30 protein-coding genes and 1 tRNA gene are annotated in these 19,099 nt (G+C 30.0%); 18 read left to right on the forward strand and 13 right to left on the reverse strand.

The features are described from left to right. The first annotated feature begins 6 nt into the window (after positions 1-6). The 4 genes from AW732_RS03295 to AW732_RS03310 all read left to right on the forward strand — a co-directional run bounded on the left by AW732_RS03295 (position 7) and on the right by AW732_RS03310 (position 2,914). The gene (locus AW732_RS03295; RefSeq protein WP_067958470.1) at positions 7-546 is read left to right on the forward strand and encodes an inorganic diphosphatase; all 540 of its coding nucleotides are present in this window, start codon (positions 7-9) and stop codon (positions 544-546) included. Between the two features lie 4 nt (positions 547-550). Then, positions 551-808: a UBP-type zinc finger domain-containing protein gene (locus AW732_RS03300; RefSeq protein WP_067958472.1), complete on the forward strand. Its 258-nt coding sequence runs from the start codon at positions 551-553 to the stop codon at positions 806-808. A gap of 94 nt (positions 809-902) precedes the next feature. Next, positions 903-1,094 (forward strand): Lrp/AsnC ligand binding domain-containing protein, encoded by a 192-nt coding sequence (locus AW732_RS03305; protein WP_067958474.1) that lies wholly within the window; start codon positions 903-905, stop codon positions 1,092-1,094. Between the two features lie 47 nt (positions 1,095-1,141). Further along, positions 1,142-2,914: a M3 family oligoendopeptidase gene (locus tag AW732_RS03310; RefSeq protein WP_067958476.1), complete on the forward strand. Its 1,773-nt coding sequence runs from the start codon at positions 1,142-1,144 to the stop codon at positions 2,912-2,914. Positions 2,915-2,938: 24 nt separating this feature from the next. On the opposite strand, the gene AW732_RS03315 is transcribed toward AW732_RS03310, so the two are convergent. Next, positions 2,939-3,397 carry a hypothetical protein gene (locus AW732_RS03315; RefSeq protein WP_067958479.1) on the reverse strand — a complete coding sequence of 153 codons (459 nt, stop codon included), beginning with the start codon at positions 3,395-3,397 and terminating at the stop codon, positions 2,939-2,941. Between the two features lie 168 nt (positions 3,398-3,565). Beyond that, a complete protein-coding gene (locus tag AW732_RS03320; protein ID WP_067958480.1) occupies positions 3,566-4,138 on the reverse strand; it encodes a hypothetical protein in 573 nt (190 codons plus the stop codon). Positions 4,139-4,248: 110 nt separating this feature from the next. Here AW732_RS03320 and AW732_RS03325 point away from each other — a divergent pair, with 110 nt between their 5' ends. Then, the gene (locus tag AW732_RS03325) at positions 4,249-5,403 is read left to right on the forward strand and encodes a hypothetical protein (protein WP_067959035.1); all 1,155 of its coding nucleotides are present in this window, start codon (positions 4,249-4,251) and stop codon (positions 5,401-5,403) included. Here AW732_RS03325 and AW732_RS03330 read toward each other — a convergent pair whose 3' ends face one another. Together AW732_RS03330 and AW732_RS03335 are read right to left on the reverse strand one after the other, a co-directional pair. Beyond that, positions 5,404-5,955: a pyruvoyl-dependent arginine decarboxylase gene (locus AW732_RS03330; protein WP_067958483.1), complete on the reverse strand. Its 552-nt coding sequence runs from the start codon at positions 5,953-5,955 to the stop codon at positions 5,404-5,406. Positions 5,956-6,010: 55 nt separating this feature from the next. After that, entirely contained in the window at positions 6,011-6,250 is a 240-nt protein-coding gene (locus AW732_RS03335) for a hypothetical protein (RefSeq protein ID WP_172790386.1), read from the reverse strand. 114 nt (positions 6,251-6,364) lie between these two features. Here AW732_RS03335 and AW732_RS03340 point away from each other — a divergent pair. The 4 genes from AW732_RS03340 (at position 6,365) to AW732_RS03355 (ending at position 9,017) form a co-directional block, all read left to right on the forward strand. Further along, positions 6,365-6,438, forward strand: a tRNA-Thr gene (locus tag AW732_RS03340). A 65-nt stretch (positions 6,439-6,503) separates the two neighbouring features. Further along, entirely contained in the window at positions 6,504-7,307 is an 804-nt protein-coding gene (locus AW732_RS03345; protein WP_067958488.1) for a DsbA family protein, read from the forward strand. 102 nt (positions 7,308-7,409) lie between these two features. Continuing rightward, the gene (locus AW732_RS03350) at positions 7,410-8,729 is read left to right on the forward strand and encodes a DEAD/DEAH box helicase (protein ID WP_067958491.1); all 1,320 of its coding nucleotides are present in this window, start codon (positions 7,410-7,412) and stop codon (positions 8,727-8,729) included. A gap of 51 nt (positions 8,730-8,780) precedes the next feature. Then, on the forward strand, positions 8,781-9,017 hold the full coding sequence (locus tag AW732_RS03355; protein ID WP_067958495.1) for an Lrp/AsnC ligand binding domain-containing protein: 237 nt from the start codon (positions 8,781-8,783) through the stop codon (positions 9,015-9,017). Between the two features lie 25 nt (positions 9,018-9,042). On the opposite strand, the gene AW732_RS03360 is transcribed toward AW732_RS03355, so the two are convergent. Further along, entirely contained in the window at positions 9,043-9,228 is a 186-nt protein-coding gene (locus AW732_RS03360; protein WP_172790387.1) for a hypothetical protein, read from the reverse strand. A gap of 481 nt (positions 9,229-9,709) precedes the next feature. Here AW732_RS03360 and AW732_RS03365 point away from each other — a divergent pair, with 481 nt between their 5' ends. After that, on the forward strand, positions 9,710-10,000 hold the full coding sequence (locus AW732_RS03365; RefSeq protein ID WP_067958501.1) for a hypothetical protein: 291 nt from the start codon (positions 9,710-9,712) through the stop codon (positions 9,998-10,000). Then, on the forward strand, positions 9,997-10,686 hold the full coding sequence (locus tag AW732_RS03370) for a hypothetical protein (RefSeq protein WP_067958502.1): 690 nt from the start codon (positions 9,997-9,999) through the stop codon (positions 10,684-10,686). Before AW732_RS03365 ends, AW732_RS03370 begins: the two co-directional genes overlap by 4 nt. A gap of 13 nt (positions 10,687-10,699) precedes the next feature. Here the strand turns inward: AW732_RS03370 and AW732_RS03375 are convergent, their stop codons facing one another. The 3 genes from AW732_RS03375 to AW732_RS03380 form a co-directional block, all read right to left on the reverse strand. Next, positions 10,700-11,170 (reverse strand): hypothetical protein, encoded by a 471-nt coding sequence (locus AW732_RS03375; protein WP_067958508.1) that lies wholly within the window; start codon positions 11,168-11,170, stop codon positions 10,700-10,702. Between the two features lie 71 nt (positions 11,171-11,241). After that, entirely contained in the window at positions 11,242-11,373 is a 132-nt protein-coding gene (locus tag AW732_RS08980; RefSeq protein ID WP_256381637.1) for a hypothetical protein, read from the reverse strand. A 66-nt stretch (positions 11,374-11,439) separates the two neighbouring features. Continuing rightward, positions 11,440-11,754: a hypothetical protein gene (locus AW732_RS03380; RefSeq protein ID WP_156416062.1), complete on the reverse strand. Its 315-nt coding sequence runs from the start codon at positions 11,752-11,754 to the stop codon at positions 11,440-11,442. 84 nt (positions 11,755-11,838) lie between these two features. Here AW732_RS03380 and AW732_RS03385 point away from each other — a divergent pair, with 84 nt between their 5' ends. Both AW732_RS03385 and AW732_RS03390 read left to right on the forward strand, forming a co-directional pair. Further along, the gene (locus tag AW732_RS03385) at positions 11,839-12,153 is read left to right on the forward strand and encodes a hypothetical protein (RefSeq protein ID WP_067958511.1); all 315 of its coding nucleotides are present in this window, start codon (positions 11,839-11,841) and stop codon (positions 12,151-12,153) included. 213 nt (positions 12,154-12,366) lie between these two features. Then, positions 12,367-12,687, forward strand: a complete 321-nt coding sequence (locus tag AW732_RS03390; protein ID WP_067958513.1) for a hypothetical protein — start codon at positions 12,367-12,369, stop codon at positions 12,685-12,687. Here AW732_RS03390 and AW732_RS03395 read toward each other — a convergent pair. Both AW732_RS03395 and AW732_RS03400 read right to left on the reverse strand, forming a co-directional pair. Further along, entirely contained in the window at positions 12,684-14,711 is a 2,028-nt protein-coding gene (locus AW732_RS03395) for a thioredoxin domain-containing protein (protein WP_067958515.1), read from the reverse strand. The two genes, AW732_RS03390 and AW732_RS03395, sit on opposite strands and share 4 nt — an antisense overlap. 41 nt (positions 14,712-14,752) lie before the next feature. After that, on the reverse strand, positions 14,753-14,986 hold the full coding sequence (locus AW732_RS03400; protein WP_067958518.1) for a hypothetical protein: 234 nt from the start codon (positions 14,984-14,986) through the stop codon (positions 14,753-14,755). A 106-nt stretch (positions 14,987-15,092) separates the two neighbouring features. Between AW732_RS03400 and AW732_RS03405 the strand changes: the two genes are divergently transcribed. The 3 genes from AW732_RS03405 (at position 15,093) to AW732_RS03410 (ending at position 16,802) form a co-directional block, all read left to right on the forward strand. Further along, positions 15,093-16,133, forward strand: a complete 1,041-nt coding sequence (locus AW732_RS03405) for an alcohol dehydrogenase catalytic domain-containing protein (protein WP_067958519.1) — start codon at positions 15,093-15,095, stop codon at positions 16,131-16,133. A 16-nt stretch (positions 16,134-16,149) separates the two neighbouring features. After that, positions 16,150-16,302, forward strand: a complete 153-nt coding sequence (locus AW732_RS08700; RefSeq protein WP_172790388.1) for a hypothetical protein — start codon at positions 16,150-16,152, stop codon at positions 16,300-16,302. A gap of 266 nt (positions 16,303-16,568) precedes the next feature. After that, the gene (locus AW732_RS03410) at positions 16,569-16,802 is read left to right on the forward strand and encodes a hypothetical protein (RefSeq protein WP_067958521.1); all 234 of its coding nucleotides are present in this window, start codon (positions 16,569-16,571) and stop codon (positions 16,800-16,802) included. Positions 16,803-16,916: 114 nt separating this feature from the next. Here AW732_RS03410 and AW732_RS08895 read toward each other — a convergent pair whose 3' ends face one another. After that, positions 16,917-17,258, reverse strand: a complete 342-nt coding sequence (locus tag AW732_RS08895; RefSeq protein WP_253805552.1) for a hypothetical protein — start codon at positions 17,256-17,258, stop codon at positions 16,917-16,919. 181 nt (positions 17,259-17,439) lie between these two features. On the opposite strand from AW732_RS08895, the gene AW732_RS03420 reads away from it, so the two are divergent. Further along, the gene (locus tag AW732_RS03420) at positions 17,440-17,688 is read left to right on the forward strand and encodes a hypothetical protein (RefSeq protein ID WP_067958523.1); all 249 of its coding nucleotides are present in this window, start codon (positions 17,440-17,442) and stop codon (positions 17,686-17,688) included. 20 nt (positions 17,689-17,708) lie between these two features. On the opposite strand, the gene AW732_RS03425 is transcribed toward AW732_RS03420, so the two are convergent. Together AW732_RS03425 and AW732_RS03430 are read right to left on the reverse strand one after the other, a co-directional pair. Beyond that, a complete protein-coding gene (locus AW732_RS03425) occupies positions 17,709-18,047 on the reverse strand; it encodes a hypothetical protein (RefSeq protein WP_067958525.1) in 339 nt (112 codons plus the stop codon). A 54-nt stretch (positions 18,048-18,101) separates the two neighbouring features. Beyond that, on the reverse strand, positions 18,102-18,788 hold the full coding sequence (locus AW732_RS03430) for a hypothetical protein (RefSeq protein WP_067958529.1): 687 nt from the start codon (positions 18,786-18,788) through the stop codon (positions 18,102-18,104). 103 nt (positions 18,789-18,891) lie between these two features. On the opposite strand from AW732_RS03430, the gene AW732_RS03435 reads away from it, so the two are divergent. Continuing rightward, complete coding sequence (locus AW732_RS03435) at positions 18,892-19,098, forward strand: hypothetical protein (RefSeq protein ID WP_067958531.1); 207 nt, start codon at positions 18,892-18,894, stop codon at positions 19,096-19,098. Position 19,099 lies beyond the last annotated feature (1 nt).

A 19,099-nucleotide genomic window follows, 5' to 3' on the forward strand; every position in this document is an offset into this window, starting at 1 on the left:
TGTAAAATGAGTAAAAATTTTTGGCACGATATTGAGACAGGAACAGATGTTCCAGAGATAATTAATGCCATTGTAGAAATTCCAAAAGGATCTATGAACAAATACGAATATGACAAGAAAAATAATTTAATTAAATTAGATAGAGTGTTATTTTCTCCATTTCACTATCCAGGAGATTATGGACTAATTCCACAAACATTGTCAGAAGATGGCGATCCATTAGATGCATTAGTTCTTGTAACTAATCCAACATTTCCAGGCATTTTGATTGAATCAAGACCAATCGGATTACTACAGATGAAAGACGATGGAGAACCAGATGACAAAATCGTTTGTGTTTCAACAAATGATCCTAGATATCTTCATACAACAGATATTGAAAATATAGATGACCATCACCGTTCAGAAATTGCTCACTTCTTCCAGGTATACAAAGAACTAGAAGGAAAAAAAGTAGAGATTATTGGATGGAAATCAGCAAAAGACGCTAAAGCAGTAATTATTGATTCAATAAAGAGATACAAAGAGACTTTAAAAAAATATTAAAAAAATGCAAAAAGAATGTGAGCATTTCAAACAAAAAAAAGAAAATGTTTCTCCAAACACAATAAAGTGTGAAGAATGTGAAAAAGAACACTTACCAACTGTTGCACTTCGAATGTGTCTTACATGTGGACATGTAGGATGTTGTGATTCATCAATTGGAAAACATGCAACAAAACACTTCAAAGATACGGGCCATCCAGTTATGAAAGCAATTCCAGAAGATATTTGGAAATGGTGTTACATCCATGAAGAGTATTATTAATAATATCTATGAAATAAATAAAAAAATTACTTATGAAAGATTTTATGCTAAAAATGCATAAACTTTTAGATGATTGATAAATCCCAACCCTACTTTGAAAAATCTTTGTAAGATACCACAAGTCAAAGAAGCAGACATAGTTTTCGGATATTATGATGTAATTTGTAGAATAGAATCAGCTAGTGAAGAAGTTTTACAAGATGTAATCACCAGAGCGATTAGAGGGTTGCCAAATCTCAAAACCAGTATGACATTAAACATAATCAAAGAGCAAGAATCAAAATAAAAAACAAAAAGCTATTCATTTTTTAATAGTTGTAAAATAGAAAAAATATGGTACAGTATGAACTAGGGGAATGGGATTTATCAGAATTAGCAAAAAATCCAAAAAGTTCTGCATTTCAAAAACAGATTAAAGATTTAGAGAATCAAGCAAAAAAATTTGAAAAAATAAAATCAAAACTAAATCCAAAAATGTCATCAAAACAATTTAAAATGATTTTACAACAGGTAGAAGAGATTTCTCATAATATGAGTAAAATTGGAGGTTACGCATCATTAGCATATTCATCAAACACCCAATCAGATGAAGCAACATCACTTATGACTCAAATGTCAAAATTAGGTTCAGAGATTTCAAATAAAATTTTATTTTTTGATTTATGGTGGAAAACACAAGTAGATGAAAAAAATGCAAAAAGATTGATGAAGGAAACAGGAGAATTAAAAGAATATCTTACATACAAAAGACTATTTGCAAAATATGCATTAAGCGAATCTGAAGAAAAAATTATCAATACATTAGACGTTACAGGAATTTCTGCACTTGTGAAATTATATGATAAAATAACTAATGCCTTTGAATACAAAATGAAAGTTGGAAATAAAACTAAAGTAATGACAAGAGAAGAATTAACAAATTATGTTAGAAGTACAAATCCAAAAATAAGAGAAACAGCTTACAAAACGATTCTTACAAAATATACAGAAAATAAAGGAGTAATTGGGGAAATTTATCAAAATATTGTTCTAAATTGGAAAAACGAAGGTATCGAACTTAGAGGATACAAAAGTCCAATCTCAATGAGAAATATCGGTAATGATGTTGATGATAAAACCATAGAATCACTTCTAAGTATTTGCAAAAAAAATTCACCTGTTTTTCAGAAATTCTTTGTTCAAAAAGCAAAAATGTTAGATATGAAAAAATTACAAAGATATGATCTATATGCACCAGCAGCATCAAAAATTAAAGAAAAAAATTATTCATATGATCAGTCAGTCAAACTAGTGTTTGAATCATTAGGAAAATTTAGCAATACATTAGAAGAATTTGCCAGAAAGGTTTTCAATGAAAATCACATTGATTCATCAGTTAGACCAGGTAAAAGAGACGGGGCATTTTGTAGTACACTTACTCCAAAAATTACACCATATGTTTTAGTTAATTTCACAGGTAAATCAAGAGACGTATTCACTTTAGCACACGAATTGGGTCATGCAGTTCATAGTCAAGCAGCACAAGATAAATCAATATTAGTTCAAGATGCACCATTACCATTAGCTGAAACAGCATCTACATTTTCAGAATTATTACTTTATGATAATTTATCAGATAAAATTTCTGATGATCAAAAAAAGATAATGTTAGCAGAAAAAATTGATGATTTGTATGCAACAATTCTCAGACAATCATTTTTTACAATTTTTGAAGTCGATGCACATAATTTGATTAGTAAAGGTACAACAATTGATAAAATTTCAAAATTATATTTACAAAATTTAAAGGAGCAATTTGGTAATTCAGTAAATCTTTCTGAAGATTTTGGAATAGAATGGAGTTGTATTCCTCATTTTTATCACACTCCATTTTACTGCTATGCATATTCATTTGGAAATTTGTTAGCATTATCACTATTTCAAAGATATAAAAAAGAAGGAAAAGATTTTGTTAAATCATATATTGATATTTTGTCTGCAGGAGGATCAAAAAAACCTGAGAAATTGTTATCAGAACACGGACTAGACATAAGATCACCAAAATTCTGGCAAGAAGGTTTTGATTATGTCAATCAACAAGTAAAAACACTATCATCATTAAATTAATTCAAAATTAAATCATCAATAAAATTAATCATCGTTGTTTTTTTCGGGTAAAGTGTAACTAGAAATTATTTTTTCAATATCAATAACTAGACTATCTTTAATTTTTTTTAAGGAATTTTCAGGATTGTCAGATTGAGAAATTAAATAATTTAATTGGTCCAATACAGCATGTTTAACACGTAAAACTAACAATTCAGAAATACTTTTTTCACTAGTAAAATCAGCTTCTGTAATATTGACGGCCTGGTTTGCCATCTGAAAAGTAAAAGAAGAAGAATACCCACCCCTACTAAATGCAATGTCCCTAAGTACCAATTTTTTTACCTCATCAGGATTTCCCATTCCTGAACGTCCAACCATATCATTCAATTGGTCCAAAATTGCATATTGTACTCTAGTTTGCAACAATTCAGGAATTGTTTTAGCATTTTCAATTTCAGTAATACTTACTTTTTCATTACCAATTGTGATAATTTTGTTCATAATCGAAATTAGAATTATTTTGTGTATAAAGTATTTCTAAAAATTAGTTTTGAATCGTTTAGAATAATGGGGCCGACAGTCCAACGCATGGACTGCCGGCTTGTTCCCCGAACGGTTTGAATTCGATGTCACAAATTATTTGGAAATATATCATTTAAACCTTTGAAATTATTTTAAATCCAATTTAGGAGGTCTAATTTTTCGAAGGGTTCCAAAGAGAACTCCGATTGTCACGCCCAACTGATAAAGAAAATACAACAATACTTCAAAAGAACTAGGAGTAAGATCTGTGAATCGACTTAATGCAGTAAATATCAATAACAAGCTACTAAAGAAGAAAACAAATCCTTTTACAATTCCATGTAAATTTGTAAATTTTAAAATCACAAAAGTCATAACCATAATTGAAAAAGCAAGAACAGTCAAAAATCCAGTATTCATTCCAAAAATCATAAAAACAGTTGAAACAAAATCATTAGGATTTGTTACAGCCAAATTAGTAAGATCAATTTTTTCAGGAGATTGAAAACGAGGAACACTAAGAATTGTATTTATTAAAAATAAAACAAATAATGACACCGATACGGTTTTTAGATGATTTTGTAAGCGTGGAAATCTTATGAGAATTGCCCTACCTAAAAAAATTCCCTGAGATAAACCAATTCCAAACGTACTCAGTATTACAATGAATTGGATTAAAGGATCATTGAAATTTTCAGCAAGAATAGGGAATAAAGCCATTAATTTGAAAATGTAAGACAATAAAATATGAGTTTCCCATGAGAGATGTTTTAAAAAACATAAAACAAAAAATAAGTAAATTTAATATCTCATATACAGAAGTCGAAAATATGCTGAAGATAATGTTCATAGTACTTTTAATTGGGTTTGTAGGAATTTCAGCTGAACAAGCATATTCACAAGAAATTGGATTATCTACTTTTCAAGAATCAGCTCAAGTCATTATTGATGAAAAGATTTCAAAAACAAATATTGTATCAATAACTCTACTTAGTACTAACATTCAAGAAATTAGAATCCCAATGGAATTAGAAGAGAAAATTAGAAACAATGAAAGAATTGAGGCAATAATAATTACAAATGAAAATAATTGTGTACTAGGAGTTACAGATCAATCATGTATTTTGATCAACATTGAAAGAAATCCAGAAGACAAAGGAATCAATGCCATACAAGAGTCATCAAAAGCGATAGGAGAATCATTAATTGATGAAATTAATCAAGTGTTTGATACCAATGCAAAATTTTTCCAAGTTTATATTCACAGTAATGCCGAAGCAAATGAATTGTTAGACACTTCAGGGGTTGTTTCAGGTACAGGTACCATTTCAGCAGTATATACAATGTCAATGGAAGATACCGATTCAATGTATGGAAAACTATCATCAATGCTCATATCTAGTAGCATTAGAGAGAATGGAGGATTTTATGATGTTGCAAAAACTCTATCCACAGATGAAAATGCAAAAATGTCATTTTCTATAATTCCAACAGAATCAAAATCGCTGTTACAGTTAAGAGTTGCAACAAACAGTCCAATTGAAAATGAAATTAAATCAGGCATAGAAATTAATCCATTGGAATTTTTTAAAATCAATGAACTTACTAGATCAAACTACTTTTCAGATGGCAATTATCCACTAAATTCCTTATTTCAAATAATCATATTATCAGATGAAGAAACTAACGTATCAGACGTTAAAGGAAACATCATACCAACTCAAAATATTGATGGAATAGAGATGCCAACAGAGCTTACAAATGAAGGATGGATTTTTGATCCGCAGAAAGGAGAACAAATTCAAGGCAAATTTATTTTTGGAGAACGTGATTCAATTAATGAAGAGGAGTTAAAATTTTCATTAGGCGGGGATAGGATCAAACATGAAGAAATACAATCAGATGAATCAATTATAGTTGTAGTAATTATTGCAGTAATTTCAATTGGTGCAGCAATTTTTTATCTTAAAGGCTACAAAAAATAATCAAACTAAAAGAACTGCAGCTGCAAAAACAGTTGTCCATTTTCCATCTTTGTCACCTTTTGTAGATTGAGTGATATTATGAGTATTGTAAATTTCTCCAGAGATAGACCATTGTTGTCGTTTTTCATCCCAATCTTTGTCAGCATCGAAAGGAATTCCTAATGAGGATGCAAGCATTTGAGCTGCAATATCCTCTGCATAATCACCAGCTTGAACCTCATTTTGACCAAATGATTCATACTCTGACAAATAGCCATAGCGTTCCTTATCTTTTGGTTGAGCAATACCTACAGAAGCAGCACATACTCTATGAGGTTCTTTTGTTTGATTTTTAGAATAAATTGTAAATAAAATCTGTCCTGCTTTGATTTTTTTCAAACCTTCCTTTCGGGTAATCAGTTTAGCATGTGGTGGGAAAATACTAGAAATCAATACAAGATTTGTTCCAGCAATTCCTGCATCTCTTAAAGCATATTCAAAACTAGTGAGCCTATCTTCATGAACACCTTTACCTCTTGTGAGGAATAATTCTTTGGCAACTAAGTCTAACATTTCTGAATTCCTGATAGAGAATTATTATTTATACTTTAATTCTTTGAAATGAGATTTACTTGTCAGATTTTGATTTTTTCTTTTTCTTTCTTTTGTCAGGTTCAGATTTAATTTGAGTAAGATAGATGAATGTAAAGAATGCTCCCAAGCCCACATTGATCAACCCCAAAAAGGTTATCATCATTTTGAGATTTGGAGGAGTAATAGCAGACAGTCCTATCAGAATACCGACAATTCCGGTTGCAAAAAACATCATCATGAGAACCTTAACTCGAGTAGGTTCAATGTATCTCATAACAAATATCAAAAACTCAATGTTATAAATTGAAAGGTGTGGAGATTATTTTAAAAAAATACAATACTATCTCAGGTAACACTTTAAACCTTCAAAAAATTCAATGTATTTCGTGCCACTGTAGCTCAGCCTGGTAGAGCAACTGATTTGTAATCAGTAGGTCATGGGTTCAGATCCCGTCAGTGGCTTTTAATTTTCAATGAGATGCAGGTATTTACAATACGAATAAGTAGACTAAAATGAGAAATATTCTATGGATGAAAATTCTTTTGTAGAGAATATTAAAAAAGATGAAAAAGTAATAAAAAAATCAACTTTCAATTCATTGATTATTGGAATCATTATCATAACAGGAATTGCAGCATTTTTTGCAGGATCATTTGTTTCAAATTTAAATTCTGAACAAGTATCACAAAAAGAATTCGAAAATGCAATTGCAGAATTAGAATTAAAAATGCTTGAAAAGCAATTACCTACAAGTCAACCAAATCCATCACCAAAAATATCTGCAGACGATGATCCAGTAATTGGTAATCCAGATGCACCAATCACAATTATAGAATTTTCAGATTTTCAATGTCCATTTTGTGCTAAGTTTCACATACAAACACTTCCTGCAATAATGGATGAGTATATTGAAAAAGGAACTGTCAAACTAGTATTCAGAGATTTTCCAATACAGAGCATTCATCCTAATGCAGTTCCAGCATCTGTTGCCGCAGAATGTGCAAATGAACAGGGTAAATTTAAGGAAATGCACGACATCCTATTTGAAAAACAAAATCAATGGAGTAATTTAGAAACAATCTATGCAATAGAATTGTTTAACCAATATTCATCAGAAATCCAATTAGAACAAGAACAATTTAGTTCATGTTTATCAACTGCAAAATACGTTAAAGAAATTCAAAATGATCTAAATGATGGAAGAACATATGGAATATCAGGAACACCAGGATTTTTTATTGGAAATGAACAAATAGGATTTACAGAATTAAAAGGAGCTCAACCATTTGAAAGTTTCAAAAAAATTATCGATAAACAGTTAGGAAATTAAAATAACAAGCGTTTATTAGACCTGAAACAACGATTTGGAATATCGGAATAATGACGAACAGGCAATGAGCTTTATCGTCATTGCTTAAGAGAAGAAAACAAAATGACAAAATTTAAAGAACTAGGATTAAAAGAAGAAGTACTTAGAGGAATTACTGACCAAGGTTTTGAAGAGGCTTTTGAGATTCAAGAAGCTGTAATTCCAGTATTGCTTTCAGGAAGAGATGTTGTAGGTCAAGCCCACACAGGTTCTGGAAAAACAGCAGCATTTGCATTATCAATGTTAAACGATATTACACCAAAACAAGGAATTCAAGGACTAATCATGGCACCTACAAGAGAATTGGCAATACAGATCAGTACAGAAATTAAAAAAATGGGCAAATATACAGGAATCAAAACTGCAACTGTTTATGGAGGTCAAGGAATGGGAATTCAATTAGATGCATTACAAAGAGGAGTTGAAATTATTGTTGCAACTCCAGGTAGATTAATTGATCATCTCAAAAGAGGTTCAATTGAATTAGGAGACATCACCCACATTGTACTTGATGAAGCAGATACCATGTTGGATATGGGATTCATAGATGACATTCAGTTTATTTTAGATTTATCACCAGAAGACAGAGTAATGTCTTTGTTTTCAGCAACAATGCCTACAGAAATTTTAAGGTTATCTGAAGATTATTTACACAATCCAAAACAATTCTTATTGGATGCAGATGATCTAAGTGGTGAAGGTATAGACCAAGCATATTTAGTTATTAAAGACAGAGACAAATTCAAGTACCTTTTAGATTTTATTAAAAAAACAAAAGGACAATCAGTAGTATTTTGTTCAACAAAATACAGAACAAGAGATGTTGCAAAATTTCTCCACCAAGAAAAATACAATGCAGTAGCTATCGAAGGTGACATGTCACAGAGTAGAAGAGAACAATCAATGGGTAAATTTAGAAGCGGTAAAGCAGATATTTTAGTTGCAACAGATGTTGTTTCAAGAGGCATCGATGTTCCAAAAGTAGAATTAGTAGTCAATTATGATGTGCCAAACCAAGAAATGGCATACTTTCACAGAATAGGTAGAACAGCTAGAGCAGGAGCTGAAGGAAAAGCAATCACATTTGTATCATATTCATCAGTAGGAGATTGGAACATCATTAAACGTCAAATCAAAGTTCCATTACGTGATCTTAATCAAGAAATGAATATTGAAATTTCAATTCCAGATCCGCTAAAAAGACAGTCATCACCACGAAGATATGGCGGAAGTGGCGGTTCTAGATCAAATTATTCTAGAGGAGGTAGCCGAGGCGGAGGCTACGGTCGAGGCGGAGGCTACGGTCGAGATAGCAGAGGAGGTAAAAGAAGAGATAACGACAGGGGCGGTAGAAATAGCTACGGTGGACGTAGTAGATGGTAATATTACAAAAATTTAAAGACAAGAACCACTATACTAAAACAAGGTAAAAGAATGCACAAAGGATTCATTTTATTAAATTGCGACTTAGGGGCAGAAGAATACATTGTTGATGAATTAAAACAGATGCCCATTATTAGTAATGCATACTTAACTTTTGGTGCATATGACGTAATTGCAGAAATTGAAACAGAGGATCAAGAAGGTTTTGAAAAAGTAGTTGCAACCATAAGAAAATTATCAAGAGTTGTTAGTACAATGACATTAAATGTAATTGATACAAGTAAATAGATCGAAATCACAAATTAAAGTAAAATTATTGTTTATCTAATTTCTTTTGAAGTTTAGAATTTTCTTTTTCCAATATCTTAACTTTTTTTACAACTTTTTTTAATTCTAAATTCATTTTTTTTAAATCTTGTTCGACTTTTAACAGATTATTTAATGAACGAGGTACTTTTTTAGTACTAAGTTCTTTTGAAGATTCAATTTTTTCTTTCAATTCTATGAGTTTCAATAGAGTTCTTTTTAGATCTTTCTAAAAAATCAATGACTATGTATCTACATCATTTTTAGATTCTAATTCTTTTAGGACTTTATCGTATGCCTCAGGATCGATTTCTTTTAACTGAGCTAATATATCAAAAAAACTTTTATCAACATCATCAGTCATGATATATCAATTATTGTTCTACCTAAAATAATTGCTATTTTTTACAAAAACATTGGATTTATTGAATCAAAGTTAAGAGATTTAATAATTATCAATCCTAATTTTCTTCACGAAGTAAATAAAATTCAAGGAAGTTCTGACAGAGTGAGATTAGGAATGTTTTTTGGAATTAGTAATAAAACTAAAAAGATCTTTTTCTGGGCATGATTTTTGTTAAATTCTTACAAATTAAGAAAAAAGAGCATAAATTAACAAAATAAGTATCAGTAAGGGATTAATTGTTATATGAGTAAATTAGGATTGTTTCAAATTGCAGAAAATTGAATATGAAGGAACAGTATGGGTACTGAATTACAATAATCCTAAACCACTTTTAGATCACTCAATTCACATGTTAGAAAAACATGGAATAAAACGAGAAGATATGGAAATTACAGAAACACCAAAAGCAAAAGTAGGAGCAATTGTCGTAGAAATATGGCCTTATGAGTTAGTTGTAGCAAGAGTCAGAACAACTAGAAATGATTCATTTATCAGTGGTACTGAATTAACTATTGAATTAAAACTAGATGAAAATGGAAATTACACAGATTACCTTTGAAAAAAAAGAAAATTCAAAACATCATAATTCTTAGTATTGCAGTCATAATCATTGGCGGAATAATTTCATATAATTATTCAGTAGATATTACAAAACAAAAAGGATTACAGTTTGGAAATGAATTAAGTCAAATTGAAAATCAAGTTTCAGAAATTCAAAATAAATTTTATTCTGAAAAAACCAAGTGGTCAGAAGGAGACGTTACAAAAGAAAAATTATTTGAATTTTATGATGAACATATAGAAAATTTTCAAGAGATCATAACAAAATACGATGAGTTAACGCCACCAGAATCATTTCAAAGTTCAGTGGTGTTATTAAAAATGTCAGCTGAAACTCAGCTTGAAAGTGATGTACAATTAATTGATTGGATTAAAACAGGTAATGAGGCATCAAAAATTCGTTCAGATGCATTAATTCAAGAAGCATATGAATATCAAAACTTAGGGTTAGTTGAATTTCAAGCAGCAAAAGTAGGGATAAAACATTATGTGGGAGGCGAAAAATTTGAAGAGCCTCAAGGAGTTTCACCACAAAAAGTTTCACAAGTTTCAGAAAAAATGAAAGAGCGATGTAATGAGCAATTTAGAAACGAATCAGGAGGATTTGATTCTAATGAAATAGAAATTGAATGGTTTAATTGTAATAATAAAGCTGAAGATTGGAAAATGGAACACATGCCATAAATAAAAATTTAGATTACAATAATTCACAGGTTTCCAATAAATCCAAAGTAGGAGAAATTTCTTTAATTAAATAGGATGTATCAAGAGGAGTGGGTTCAGAAAATTTTACAGGAAATGTTATTGTTAACATATCTTGATCAGTATGAGAAATTCCAATAAAATGTGAAGAATTATTTATTTTGGACAACAGAGAATCCCATTTTTGAAGATGTGTAGAGACTCTAGACACATTTTGTTGAACATTAGATAAAGTAGTATTCAAATCAGTGTCAAATAATCTGAATTTAACAAGAGGAATCATAATCATTCCACCAGAAATTTTTTCATGATTTTGGATTTTTGATAAAATCACATCATCAGGATTTTTAGACAAAGATAAATCACCGTAATCAGGATCAAAATACCCAGTAATTAATTTGGAAGAATCAAATATTCGATAATATCCATCTTCAAAATCTAATTTCCAATTTCCCAAGAAAATCATTCAATTAAACCAATTACTAAACTTTTATTTGAAAATAAAACGTGGTTGATGTTTATCACAGAAATGAAAAATTAATCATCATTTTCTAACATATCTAATGCTTTTTGTAATGAGAGTTCAAGTTGGTGAATTCTATTTCTGAGTTCGATATTTTCATCTCTTAAAGAATCTCTTTCTTTAGTAAGAATTTCATTCAAAACCATATCAAAACTAAGAACTAATACTATTTTTACATTACAGTTTACAGAAATGAGTAAATTTTTTTAAAATCACATAGTATGAGAATCAACCAAATTCTCATCTAAAGATTTTACTTCAAAAATATCTTTTAAAAAATATTTTTGTTTAGAATGATAATTACAAAGCAGTACAGAAGATTTTGAATCGCCAACATGAAATACAGTTAGATTGATAGGTTTGTTGATACAACATATTTTATCCACATTAATTCCAGTTTGCTGAGAAGCCATTTCTAACCATATTAATTTTTGAATTTTATTTAAATTACGAATAGATTGCAATGCTAAAGTTTGTTTTTTGATTTGTCTCAAAGTTTTTCGAAGTTCAGGAGATAGATTTTCCAACAACATAAAAGATAAAATTTCCGTTTACATAAATTTATCATATAAAAAAAGATAATTAAATAAACTAGGAATCAAAATAAGATTATGACAATTGCTAAGGAAAATAAAGAATTCATCAACAGTTTGATTGAATATTACATCAGCGAATCAGAATCATATAGAGAAATTGCAGAGAAATTTCGTCCAGAAATAGAATCAGTTCCAGACACGGCATTTGGAATAATTACAGGATGTGTATATTCAGGATTTCTTCAAGCTTATCAAAATCAACAACAAACAGCAAGTCTAGAAGATATCAAAGAATTTAATGAAATGATAAAAACAAAAGCATCTCAAATTAAAAAAGCAATTTCATCCCCAATAAAAGCAAAGAACCAATCAAATGAAAAAACAAATTGAGGAAAAAATTAGGCATAAAAAAAGACAGAAATCAAAAATTAGCAACAAAACAACAGTACAGTTTAATTTGAATCAAAAAGGGTAAAATTATGAAAATTGATGGCGGTAAGATCATATTTGGTCTAGGAGTAACATCTGCAGTGGCAACAGCAGTAATAGCACTCTATTTTTCAATTCGTTAAAGATAAATCATTAAGATTAAATGAACAATCAGTGTCTGCAACTAATGAATTTAAAATTACACAGATAGTAGATAACGGACAAATGATACAATTAACATTAATTGAAAATGTATCAACAGAACCAATTTCACAAAAACAATTAATCATTGAAAATGTATCTAAGAAATTAGATTCAGAAACAAAAGAGCAAGTTATGCCATTATTAGAAGCAATTTTGCAAGCACAACCAACGGTAAATATGAAATCATATCAACAAACACAAATTACAATTGCCATGCCAAAATCAAGATATGATGGGATGGGAAGACCACAAGTTGGAAATACCATAAATGTGGATTTAAAAAAAATCTAAAGTTTTGAATTTACTTCATCTAAAGTATGTAGTGGTAAAGAACAAGAAAAATTTTTACAGATAAAAACAGAAGTCTTATCTTCAAAAGTTTTTCCAGAAAAGAAAGGATAAGTTGAAAGGGAATTTAGTTGTTCAGAATTTTTAATATTTACCATGATAGAGTTAGGCAAATACGAAGTAAATAGAGAATTGCAAAGTTCTGAATTTTCAGAATTTATAATAGTGATTTCGATAGGTTTTTCCAAATACATAGAAATGGTGTTTAAGAGACATCCAAATCCAAATGGATTTTCTGCTGCCATTTGTGCCTGAGATTCCATAATTTTTAGGGAAATATCAAGAAATGACTGTTCTTGAGACAAATGATATAATCGCAACATTACAAATGAAGAAACAGAATTTCCAGATGGTAAAGATAAATCATAATTGCTTTTTGGGCGAATAATTAATTTTTCGTGATTGTCAGAAGTCATAAAGAAGCTATTATTTTCTGAATCCCAAAAATGTTCTATTAAATGACGACCCAATTTTAATGCAAGTTTAAGATATTTTTCATCAGGTTCGATTTCAAATACGTCCAATAGTGAATTTATAAAATATGAGTAATCTTCAAGATATCCATTAATTTTCGCAGTTCCATTTTTGTATGTCCTCAATAATTTATCATCAACGTAGAGATTTTTTTCAATAAAAGAAATACAATCTTTTGCGGCATCAAGATATCGAATATCATTTGTTACACGATAGCCTTTGGCAAAAGCTGTGATCATTAATGAATTCCAAGAGACTAGAATTTTATCATCTAATCCAGGTGAAATTCTTTTTGAACGTACTTCCAATAATTTTTTTGAGCAAGAATCTATAATCTCATGAACTTTTTGTTCAGATATTCCAAAATTAAATGCAATTGTGGAAGGATTAAGATTATTACAAAGAATACTACTGCCCTCCCAATTTCCACCACCTGTTACATCAAAATAAAGACAAAATATTTCAGTATCATTACCAAGAATTTCTTTGATTTCAGATTTTGTCCAAACATAGAACTTACCTTCCACACCTTCAGAATCTGCATCATAAGCAGAATAAAATCCTCCTTCAGATGAGGTCATTTCACGTAAAACAAAATCAAGTGTTTTTTTTAGTACATCTAGATAAAACGGATCTTTGGTGATTTGATATGCTTCACAATAATTTACAGGCATGAGGGCATTATCATAAAGCATTTTTTCAAAATGGGGAACCAACCATTTTGTATCAGTGGAGTATCTATGAAAGCCCCCTCCAATTTGATCAAAAATTCCACCATTTGCCATTTTTTTCAAAGTTTTTAATGCAAATTCATTGAATTTTGATAAATTTGCAATTTTTGCATAACGAAATAAAAATGAAATATTTGCCGCATTTGGAAATTTAGGAGCTGAACCAAATCCACCATATGTAGGATCACCAAGTTGGAATAGATTCATTGCTGCTTCATCAAGTAAAGTTCGTTCTAATTTCGTAGGGTCTGAAATTTTTTCAGTTTTATGTAATGCGTAAATGAAACTTTCAGCAGATTTTTCAATATCCTTAGGTTTTTCTTTCCAAGCTTGTGCCAATTGTCTGCAAATACTTCCAAATCCTGGGCGACCATAGGAATCCAAAACTGGAAAATAGGTTCCAACATAGAATGGTTTTTGATCAGGAGTAAGAAAAATACTCAATGGCCAACCACCTTGACCAGTAGCTATTTGACAAACTTTCTGATAAATATCATCTATATCAGGACGTTCTTCACGATCAACTTTGATGTTTACAAAATGTTCATTCATAAATTTAGCAACATCATCATTTTCAAAAGACTCATGAGCCATTACATGACACCAATGACAGGAACTATATCCAATACTCAAAAAAATAGGTTTATTCTCATCTTTTGCTTTTTTTAGTGCTTCATCATTCCAGCTATACCAATCCACAGGATTATCAGCATGTTGAAGTAAGTAAGGACTAGTTTCATGAATTAAATGATTTCCAACCATAATTAATCAAAAGAGTTTTGAATATTTGTACCCAGATGGAATTAACCCCATATTCCCTTACCTTCAGTTAATTCATAAATTCGTACATTAATTCTCTTAAGAAATTTAGTTTTTGATTTATCTGCTTTTTTATCATGACTGTAATCTTTTTTCTTGAGTAATTCTTCTAATCTTGCCAATTGTTCTAAAGATAGTTTATCAAATTCATGTTTTGAAGAAGATATTAGAGTCAGTAATTTTATCCTTTCACGATCTTCTGAAGAAATATCAGCCATACACTAACTTACATTATTTTTAAAATAAATCTTATCGTAATTCCAATTATTTATCAGAAAAAAATTAAAACAGTATATTAAAATTCAATGAAATTTTTTTTTGTTTATGGAAAAAATGCGTGCAATGGTACTTTCAGAATGTGCAGAAATTGAAACTAAGCCTTTGAAATCAATTAAAATAGATAAACATGAAATTGAAAGATCAGATGAAATTTTACTAAAAATCGAAGCTTGTGGAGTTTGTCATTCACAACTTCATGGAATTGAAGGAGATTGGCAACATATTGGAATTCCAGCCACATTACCAATTGTTCCAGGACACGAAGTGGTCGGTAAAATAATTGAGATTGGAAAAGATGTGACCAAATTCAAAGTAGGAGAAAGAGCTGGAATTACACCATTGCTTGAAGCATGTAAAAATTGTCAATATTGTGATGAAGGAAAAGAATACCTTTGCGAATCATCAAAAATTACTGGAGAGACATTGAAAGGAGGATATTCAGAATATATTACCGTTAGACAAGATTTTGCAACTAAGATTCCAGATGAAATGAAATCAGAATACGCAGCACCATTATTTTGTGCAGGGATTACCGCATACAAGGCAGTTAAAGCAGCAGAACCAAAAACGGATAAAAAAATTGGAATTTTTGGAATTGGGGGAGTAGGTCACATGGCAGTGCAATTTGCAAAAATAGAGAATGCCAAAGTTATTGCGTTTTCAAGATCACAAAATCATTTGGATGTTGCAAAAAGATTAGGAGCAGTAGACACTATGATTTTTTCAAAAGAACAAAAAGAATTTTTAGATAACTTAAATCAAAAACATGAATTATTAGATGCTGCAATAGTATTTGCTCCAGCAGATATCGTAACAGATACTGCAATAAAATCAGTCAAGAAAGGAGGAACAATTGTCATTGCAACAATTGGAGAAAGGCCAGAATTCATTGCATTTGAAGAAAAAACAATTAGGGGTACGTTGATTGGATCTACAAAAGATATGGAACAAGTAATCAAGATATGTAGTGAAAATGATATCGAAGTAATTTATGAAACATTTCCTTTAGAAGAAGCAAATGAAGCTTTAATGAAGTTAAAAGATTCAGAGATTGACGCACGCGCAGTTTTAGTTCCAAGTATTTAGAGGTCTGATAAGAAAAATGAACTGTAAAAGATGTCACCATACAGACGAAGTTCATGTTCCAGATGAAGAAAGTAAATTAATGATAAAGTTAGGAAAATGTAAAATTCCAACATGCACGTGTTCGCAATATATCAATCCAATTCAAGAAATTGATGAAGATTTATTGTAATATAAAAAAACTCTAGAAAATTCCTAAATCATTTAATTCTTTTTGAATTTCTGAATCAACTCTAGCACCAGAACCGCATTTACTACACATTCCAGTTTCATCTGGGTCCTCAGACATTTTTCTCTCACACTCTACACATTTTTCAATACCTTTTTTGAATCCCATACATATTGTTCAATTATTTCATTTAGATAAACATTTTCAAAAAAACAGTTTATTAAAAAATTAGAGTAATAATTCATATACGAAAAAAAAATCTGAATTCTATGGATAAACACAAGCCATCAGATGAGATGATAAAAGATCTAGATAATTTATTATCAAAATTAAATGGAATGGAAATTATAGCATCAGACGATTTTCAAAAAAATTCAATTAAAGTAATGAGAGCCCTCATTGAAGGACAAATGCATTCAGTTAATGAATTTCAACATATGAAAAAGGCATTAGATTTACTAACTTTACAGTTATTTGATGTACAAAACAAAGTTAAGAATTAAGTCCAGTATCACTTATTCCACAATTATTACAATGATATAGATTAGATTTTTCCAGTTTCTTTTCTAAATTGATTTTATTTCCATATCATGTACAAGAAATCTTTTTCAGAGTCATTATTCAGGTTTATCTGATTCCTCTGAATCTTTATCTGATTCCTCGGATACCCTTACAACATAATCAGGTTTTGGTTCAGAAATTTCATCAACATTACAAGGAGGTTTGTACTGAGCTAGAATTTTTTGAATTACATTATGTCGTTTTTCATCACTTGCTTCAAACATTGGAAAAATTGCAAGGTACAAAGATTGTTCAGAACCAGATTTCTGTAACCAACATTTGAATTGTTCATGAGATGTAAAAAATGACTTTTCATCAGTTTTTTGACAATCCCCAACATAGACCATGTCAAATTTATCTTTGGTTCGAGATAAGATCAAATAGACTAATTTTTCCATAGGAGGACCCCATTCTGATAAAGGAATTGGCCCTAGAAACTCATATTGAAGGATTTGAATGCTCAATGAAAGTTATTTGAAGTACTTTCTTTTCTTTTTATCGGAAAAAAGACTCTAGCGATAAGAACTAACAAGAGACGACTTGAAAAGATTAAATTCAAGCCTTATCGATTTCACGTGAATGAAAAAATCCAGAAATTTGAGACAAGTTGGGTATTCCATGATCTTGGTATCAGCCAGTTTGTTAGCAGTTTTAGTAGTGGGATTAGTCATAGGTGAGGATGTATTATATGCAGATAACATGTCAAGAGATGCTACAGCTCATTTCAACGAGTGTAAAGCAAATGATTTCAAAACAGATGGCTGTGAAATTTACTGGGATAGAATAAATAATGAAATTTCAGGAATTTATGTAGATCTAGAAAACTAGTTATCAATTATTAGTGAAAACTAGAAATTAATTTTAACATCATTAGCCTTATTTTGATAGAATTTTGCCTTATTTTCATCATTTAATTCATTTAGATAAATATCTGCTAATTGTTGAAGCGGATAAAAATCTTCAGGCAAAATAGAAGTTAATTTTTCTAGACATTCAATTTTCTTTTTAGAATTTGATGTTCCAACATAACATGTGTATAATTCAAACAAAATTTTAGAATCATCTGGATGTGATTCAAGTTTCTTTGTTAATTCCAAAATTTTTTCTTCTGTTTTTTTAAGTGACGAAATATTTGGAGTACTTTGTTTTAATTCAATATTTTTTTTTATTTTATCGAGAAATCCCACAAACGTTAGAGGATACTAGAAATTAATAATGTTTGTAAAAATGAAAACTAGTATTTAGTATCCATTAGCAAAATCAGATATCATATTCTTGTCTTTAGTTAATCGATTCATTGCAAAAAATGCACCGCCAACAATTCCAGCCTGATAAAAAGTATATAGAAATATACCAGATGAAGTAGGATCTGATTTTGTAAAACTCAAAGCAAGAACAGTTACAAAAACAAATGTACTAGCACATGAAACTAATCTATTAAGAAATCCCGTATCCAGACCAACAATTCTTTTTGTTGCAGCAGCCATTAAAGTAATACTTGAGATAATTAAGAAAGTGACACCACCGTTTGCCATTACAAATGTATGAACCCATGTTAACAAACCATCTTCAAAAATAGATACATCAGGCATTACACTTCCACCATTAATTGCAAAATTAACAGAACTAAACATTCCACCCATTACAAAAAAGAACAAGAATATTTTTACAATAGATCTTTTAATAGGACTATGAATTTCAGCTGGATTTACAGCTCGTTTAGTAATTTTAATTCCATAGAGAAATCCTACAGCCATTGCAGGAATAAACATCAAATTGATTAGAATTGGCGATTCTCGATTAATGGCGTCAATTTGAGGGTGAAATATCAAAAACAATAACAGAGCTAGTAAGGCTGAAGAAGAAAACAATATCAATCCAAGATATTTGTGCCCATCAGATTCAGACTGACCACTCCAATTGTACATTTTATGACATCATAAGAAAATGATTAAAAATACAGCCCGAAAATGATTTGCTAAATGAATCAATTCTGTTTACCCTTTTTAATGGAAATCATTCAAAAAAAGCATGAAAAAAGGGAATTTTGTCATAACAGTCGGGGCAATAATTTTCATTTTTGGTTTAATTTTTGATTTACAAGGCCAATCAGTGATAGGTCCAGAATCATCATTCATGTTTGCAAATCCAGATTGGGTCACATATGGAATTCAAATGATGTTTGTAGGAATAACAATTATTGTCATTGGGACATTATTGAAAATTCTAAAAAAATGAA

This window comes from Nitrosopumilus sp. Nsub (assembly GCF_001541925.1).
Classification (GTDB): Archaea; Thermoproteota; Nitrososphaeria; order Nitrososphaerales; family Nitrosopumilaceae; genus Nitrosopumilus.

What these genes read in the sequence shown, in the direction of transcription:
- AW732_RS03295 (WP_067958470.1), top strand. Translation starts at nt 7, where the DNA reads ATGAGTAAAAATTTTTGGCACGATATTGAGACAGGAACAGATGTTCCA.
- AW732_RS03300 (WP_067958472.1), top strand. Translation starts at nt 551, where the DNA reads ATGCAAAAAGAATGTGAGCATTTCAAACAAAAAAAAGAAAATGTTTCT.
- AW732_RS03310 (WP_067958476.1), top strand. Translation starts at nt 1,142, where the DNA reads ATGGTACAGTATGAACTAGGGGAATGGGATTTATCAGAATTAGCAAAA.
- AW732_RS03315 (WP_067958479.1), bottom strand. Translation starts at nt 3,397, where the DNA reads ATGAACAAAATTATCACAATTGGTAATGAAAAAGTAAGTATTACTGAA.
- AW732_RS03320 (WP_067958480.1), bottom strand. Translation starts at nt 4,138, where the DNA reads ATGGCTTTATTCCCTATTCTTGCTGAAAATTTCAATGATCCTTTAATC.
- AW732_RS03325 (WP_067959035.1), top strand. Translation starts at nt 4,249, where the DNA reads ATGCTGAAGATAATGTTCATAGTACTTTTAATTGGGTTTGTAGGAATT.
- AW732_RS03330 (WP_067958483.1), bottom strand. Translation starts at nt 5,955, where the DNA reads ATGTTAGACTTAGTTGCCAAAGAATTATTCCTCACAAGAGGTAAAGGT.
- AW732_RS03335 (WP_172790386.1), bottom strand. Translation starts at nt 6,250, where the DNA reads ATGAGATACATTGAACCTACTCGAGTTAAGGTTCTCATGATGATGTTT.
- AW732_RS03345 (WP_067958488.1), top strand. Translation starts at nt 6,504, where the DNA reads ATGGATGAAAATTCTTTTGTAGAGAATATTAAAAAAGATGAAAAAGTA.
- AW732_RS03350 (WP_067958491.1), top strand. Translation starts at nt 7,410, where the DNA reads ATGACAAAATTTAAAGAACTAGGATTAAAAGAAGAAGTACTTAGAGGA.
- AW732_RS03355 (WP_067958495.1), top strand. Translation starts at nt 8,781, where the DNA reads ATGCACAAAGGATTCATTTTATTAAATTGCGACTTAGGGGCAGAAGAA.
- AW732_RS03375 (WP_067958508.1), bottom strand. Translation starts at nt 11,170, where the DNA reads ATGATTTTCTTGGGAAATTGGAAATTAGATTTTGAAGATGGATATTAT.
- AW732_RS08980 (WP_256381637.1), bottom strand. Translation starts at nt 11,373, where the DNA reads ATGGTTTTGAATGAAATTCTTACTAAAGAAAGAGATTCTTTAAGAGAT.
- AW732_RS03385 (WP_067958511.1), top strand. Translation starts at nt 11,839, where the DNA reads ATGACAATTGCTAAGGAAAATAAAGAATTCATCAACAGTTTGATTGAA.
- AW732_RS03395 (WP_067958515.1), bottom strand. Translation starts at nt 14,711, where the DNA reads ATGGTTGGAAATCATTTAATTCATGAAACTAGTCCTTACTTACTTCAA.
- AW732_RS03400 (WP_067958518.1), bottom strand. Translation starts at nt 14,986, where the DNA reads ATGGCTGATATTTCTTCAGAAGATCGTGAAAGGATAAAATTACTGACT.
- AW732_RS03405 (WP_067958519.1), top strand. Translation starts at nt 15,093, where the DNA reads ATGGAAAAAATGCGTGCAATGGTACTTTCAGAATGTGCAGAAATTGAA.
- AW732_RS08700 (WP_172790388.1), top strand. Translation starts at nt 16,150, where the DNA reads ATGAACTGTAAAAGATGTCACCATACAGACGAAGTTCATGTTCCAGAT.
- AW732_RS03410 (WP_067958521.1), top strand. Translation starts at nt 16,569, where the DNA reads ATGGATAAACACAAGCCATCAGATGAGATGATAAAAGATCTAGATAAT.
- AW732_RS08895 (WP_253805552.1), bottom strand. Translation starts at nt 17,258, where the DNA reads ATGGAAAAATTAGTCTATTTGATCTTATCTCGAACCAAAGATAAATTT.
- AW732_RS03420 (WP_067958523.1), top strand. Translation starts at nt 17,440, where the DNA reads ATGAAAAAATCCAGAAATTTGAGACAAGTTGGGTATTCCATGATCTTG.
- AW732_RS03430 (WP_067958529.1), bottom strand. Translation starts at nt 18,788, where the DNA reads ATGTACAATTGGAGTGGTCAGTCTGAATCTGATGGGCACAAATATCTT.
- AW732_RS03435 (WP_067958531.1), top strand. Translation starts at nt 18,892, where the DNA reads ATGAAAAAAGGGAATTTTGTCATAACAGTCGGGGCAATAATTTTCATT.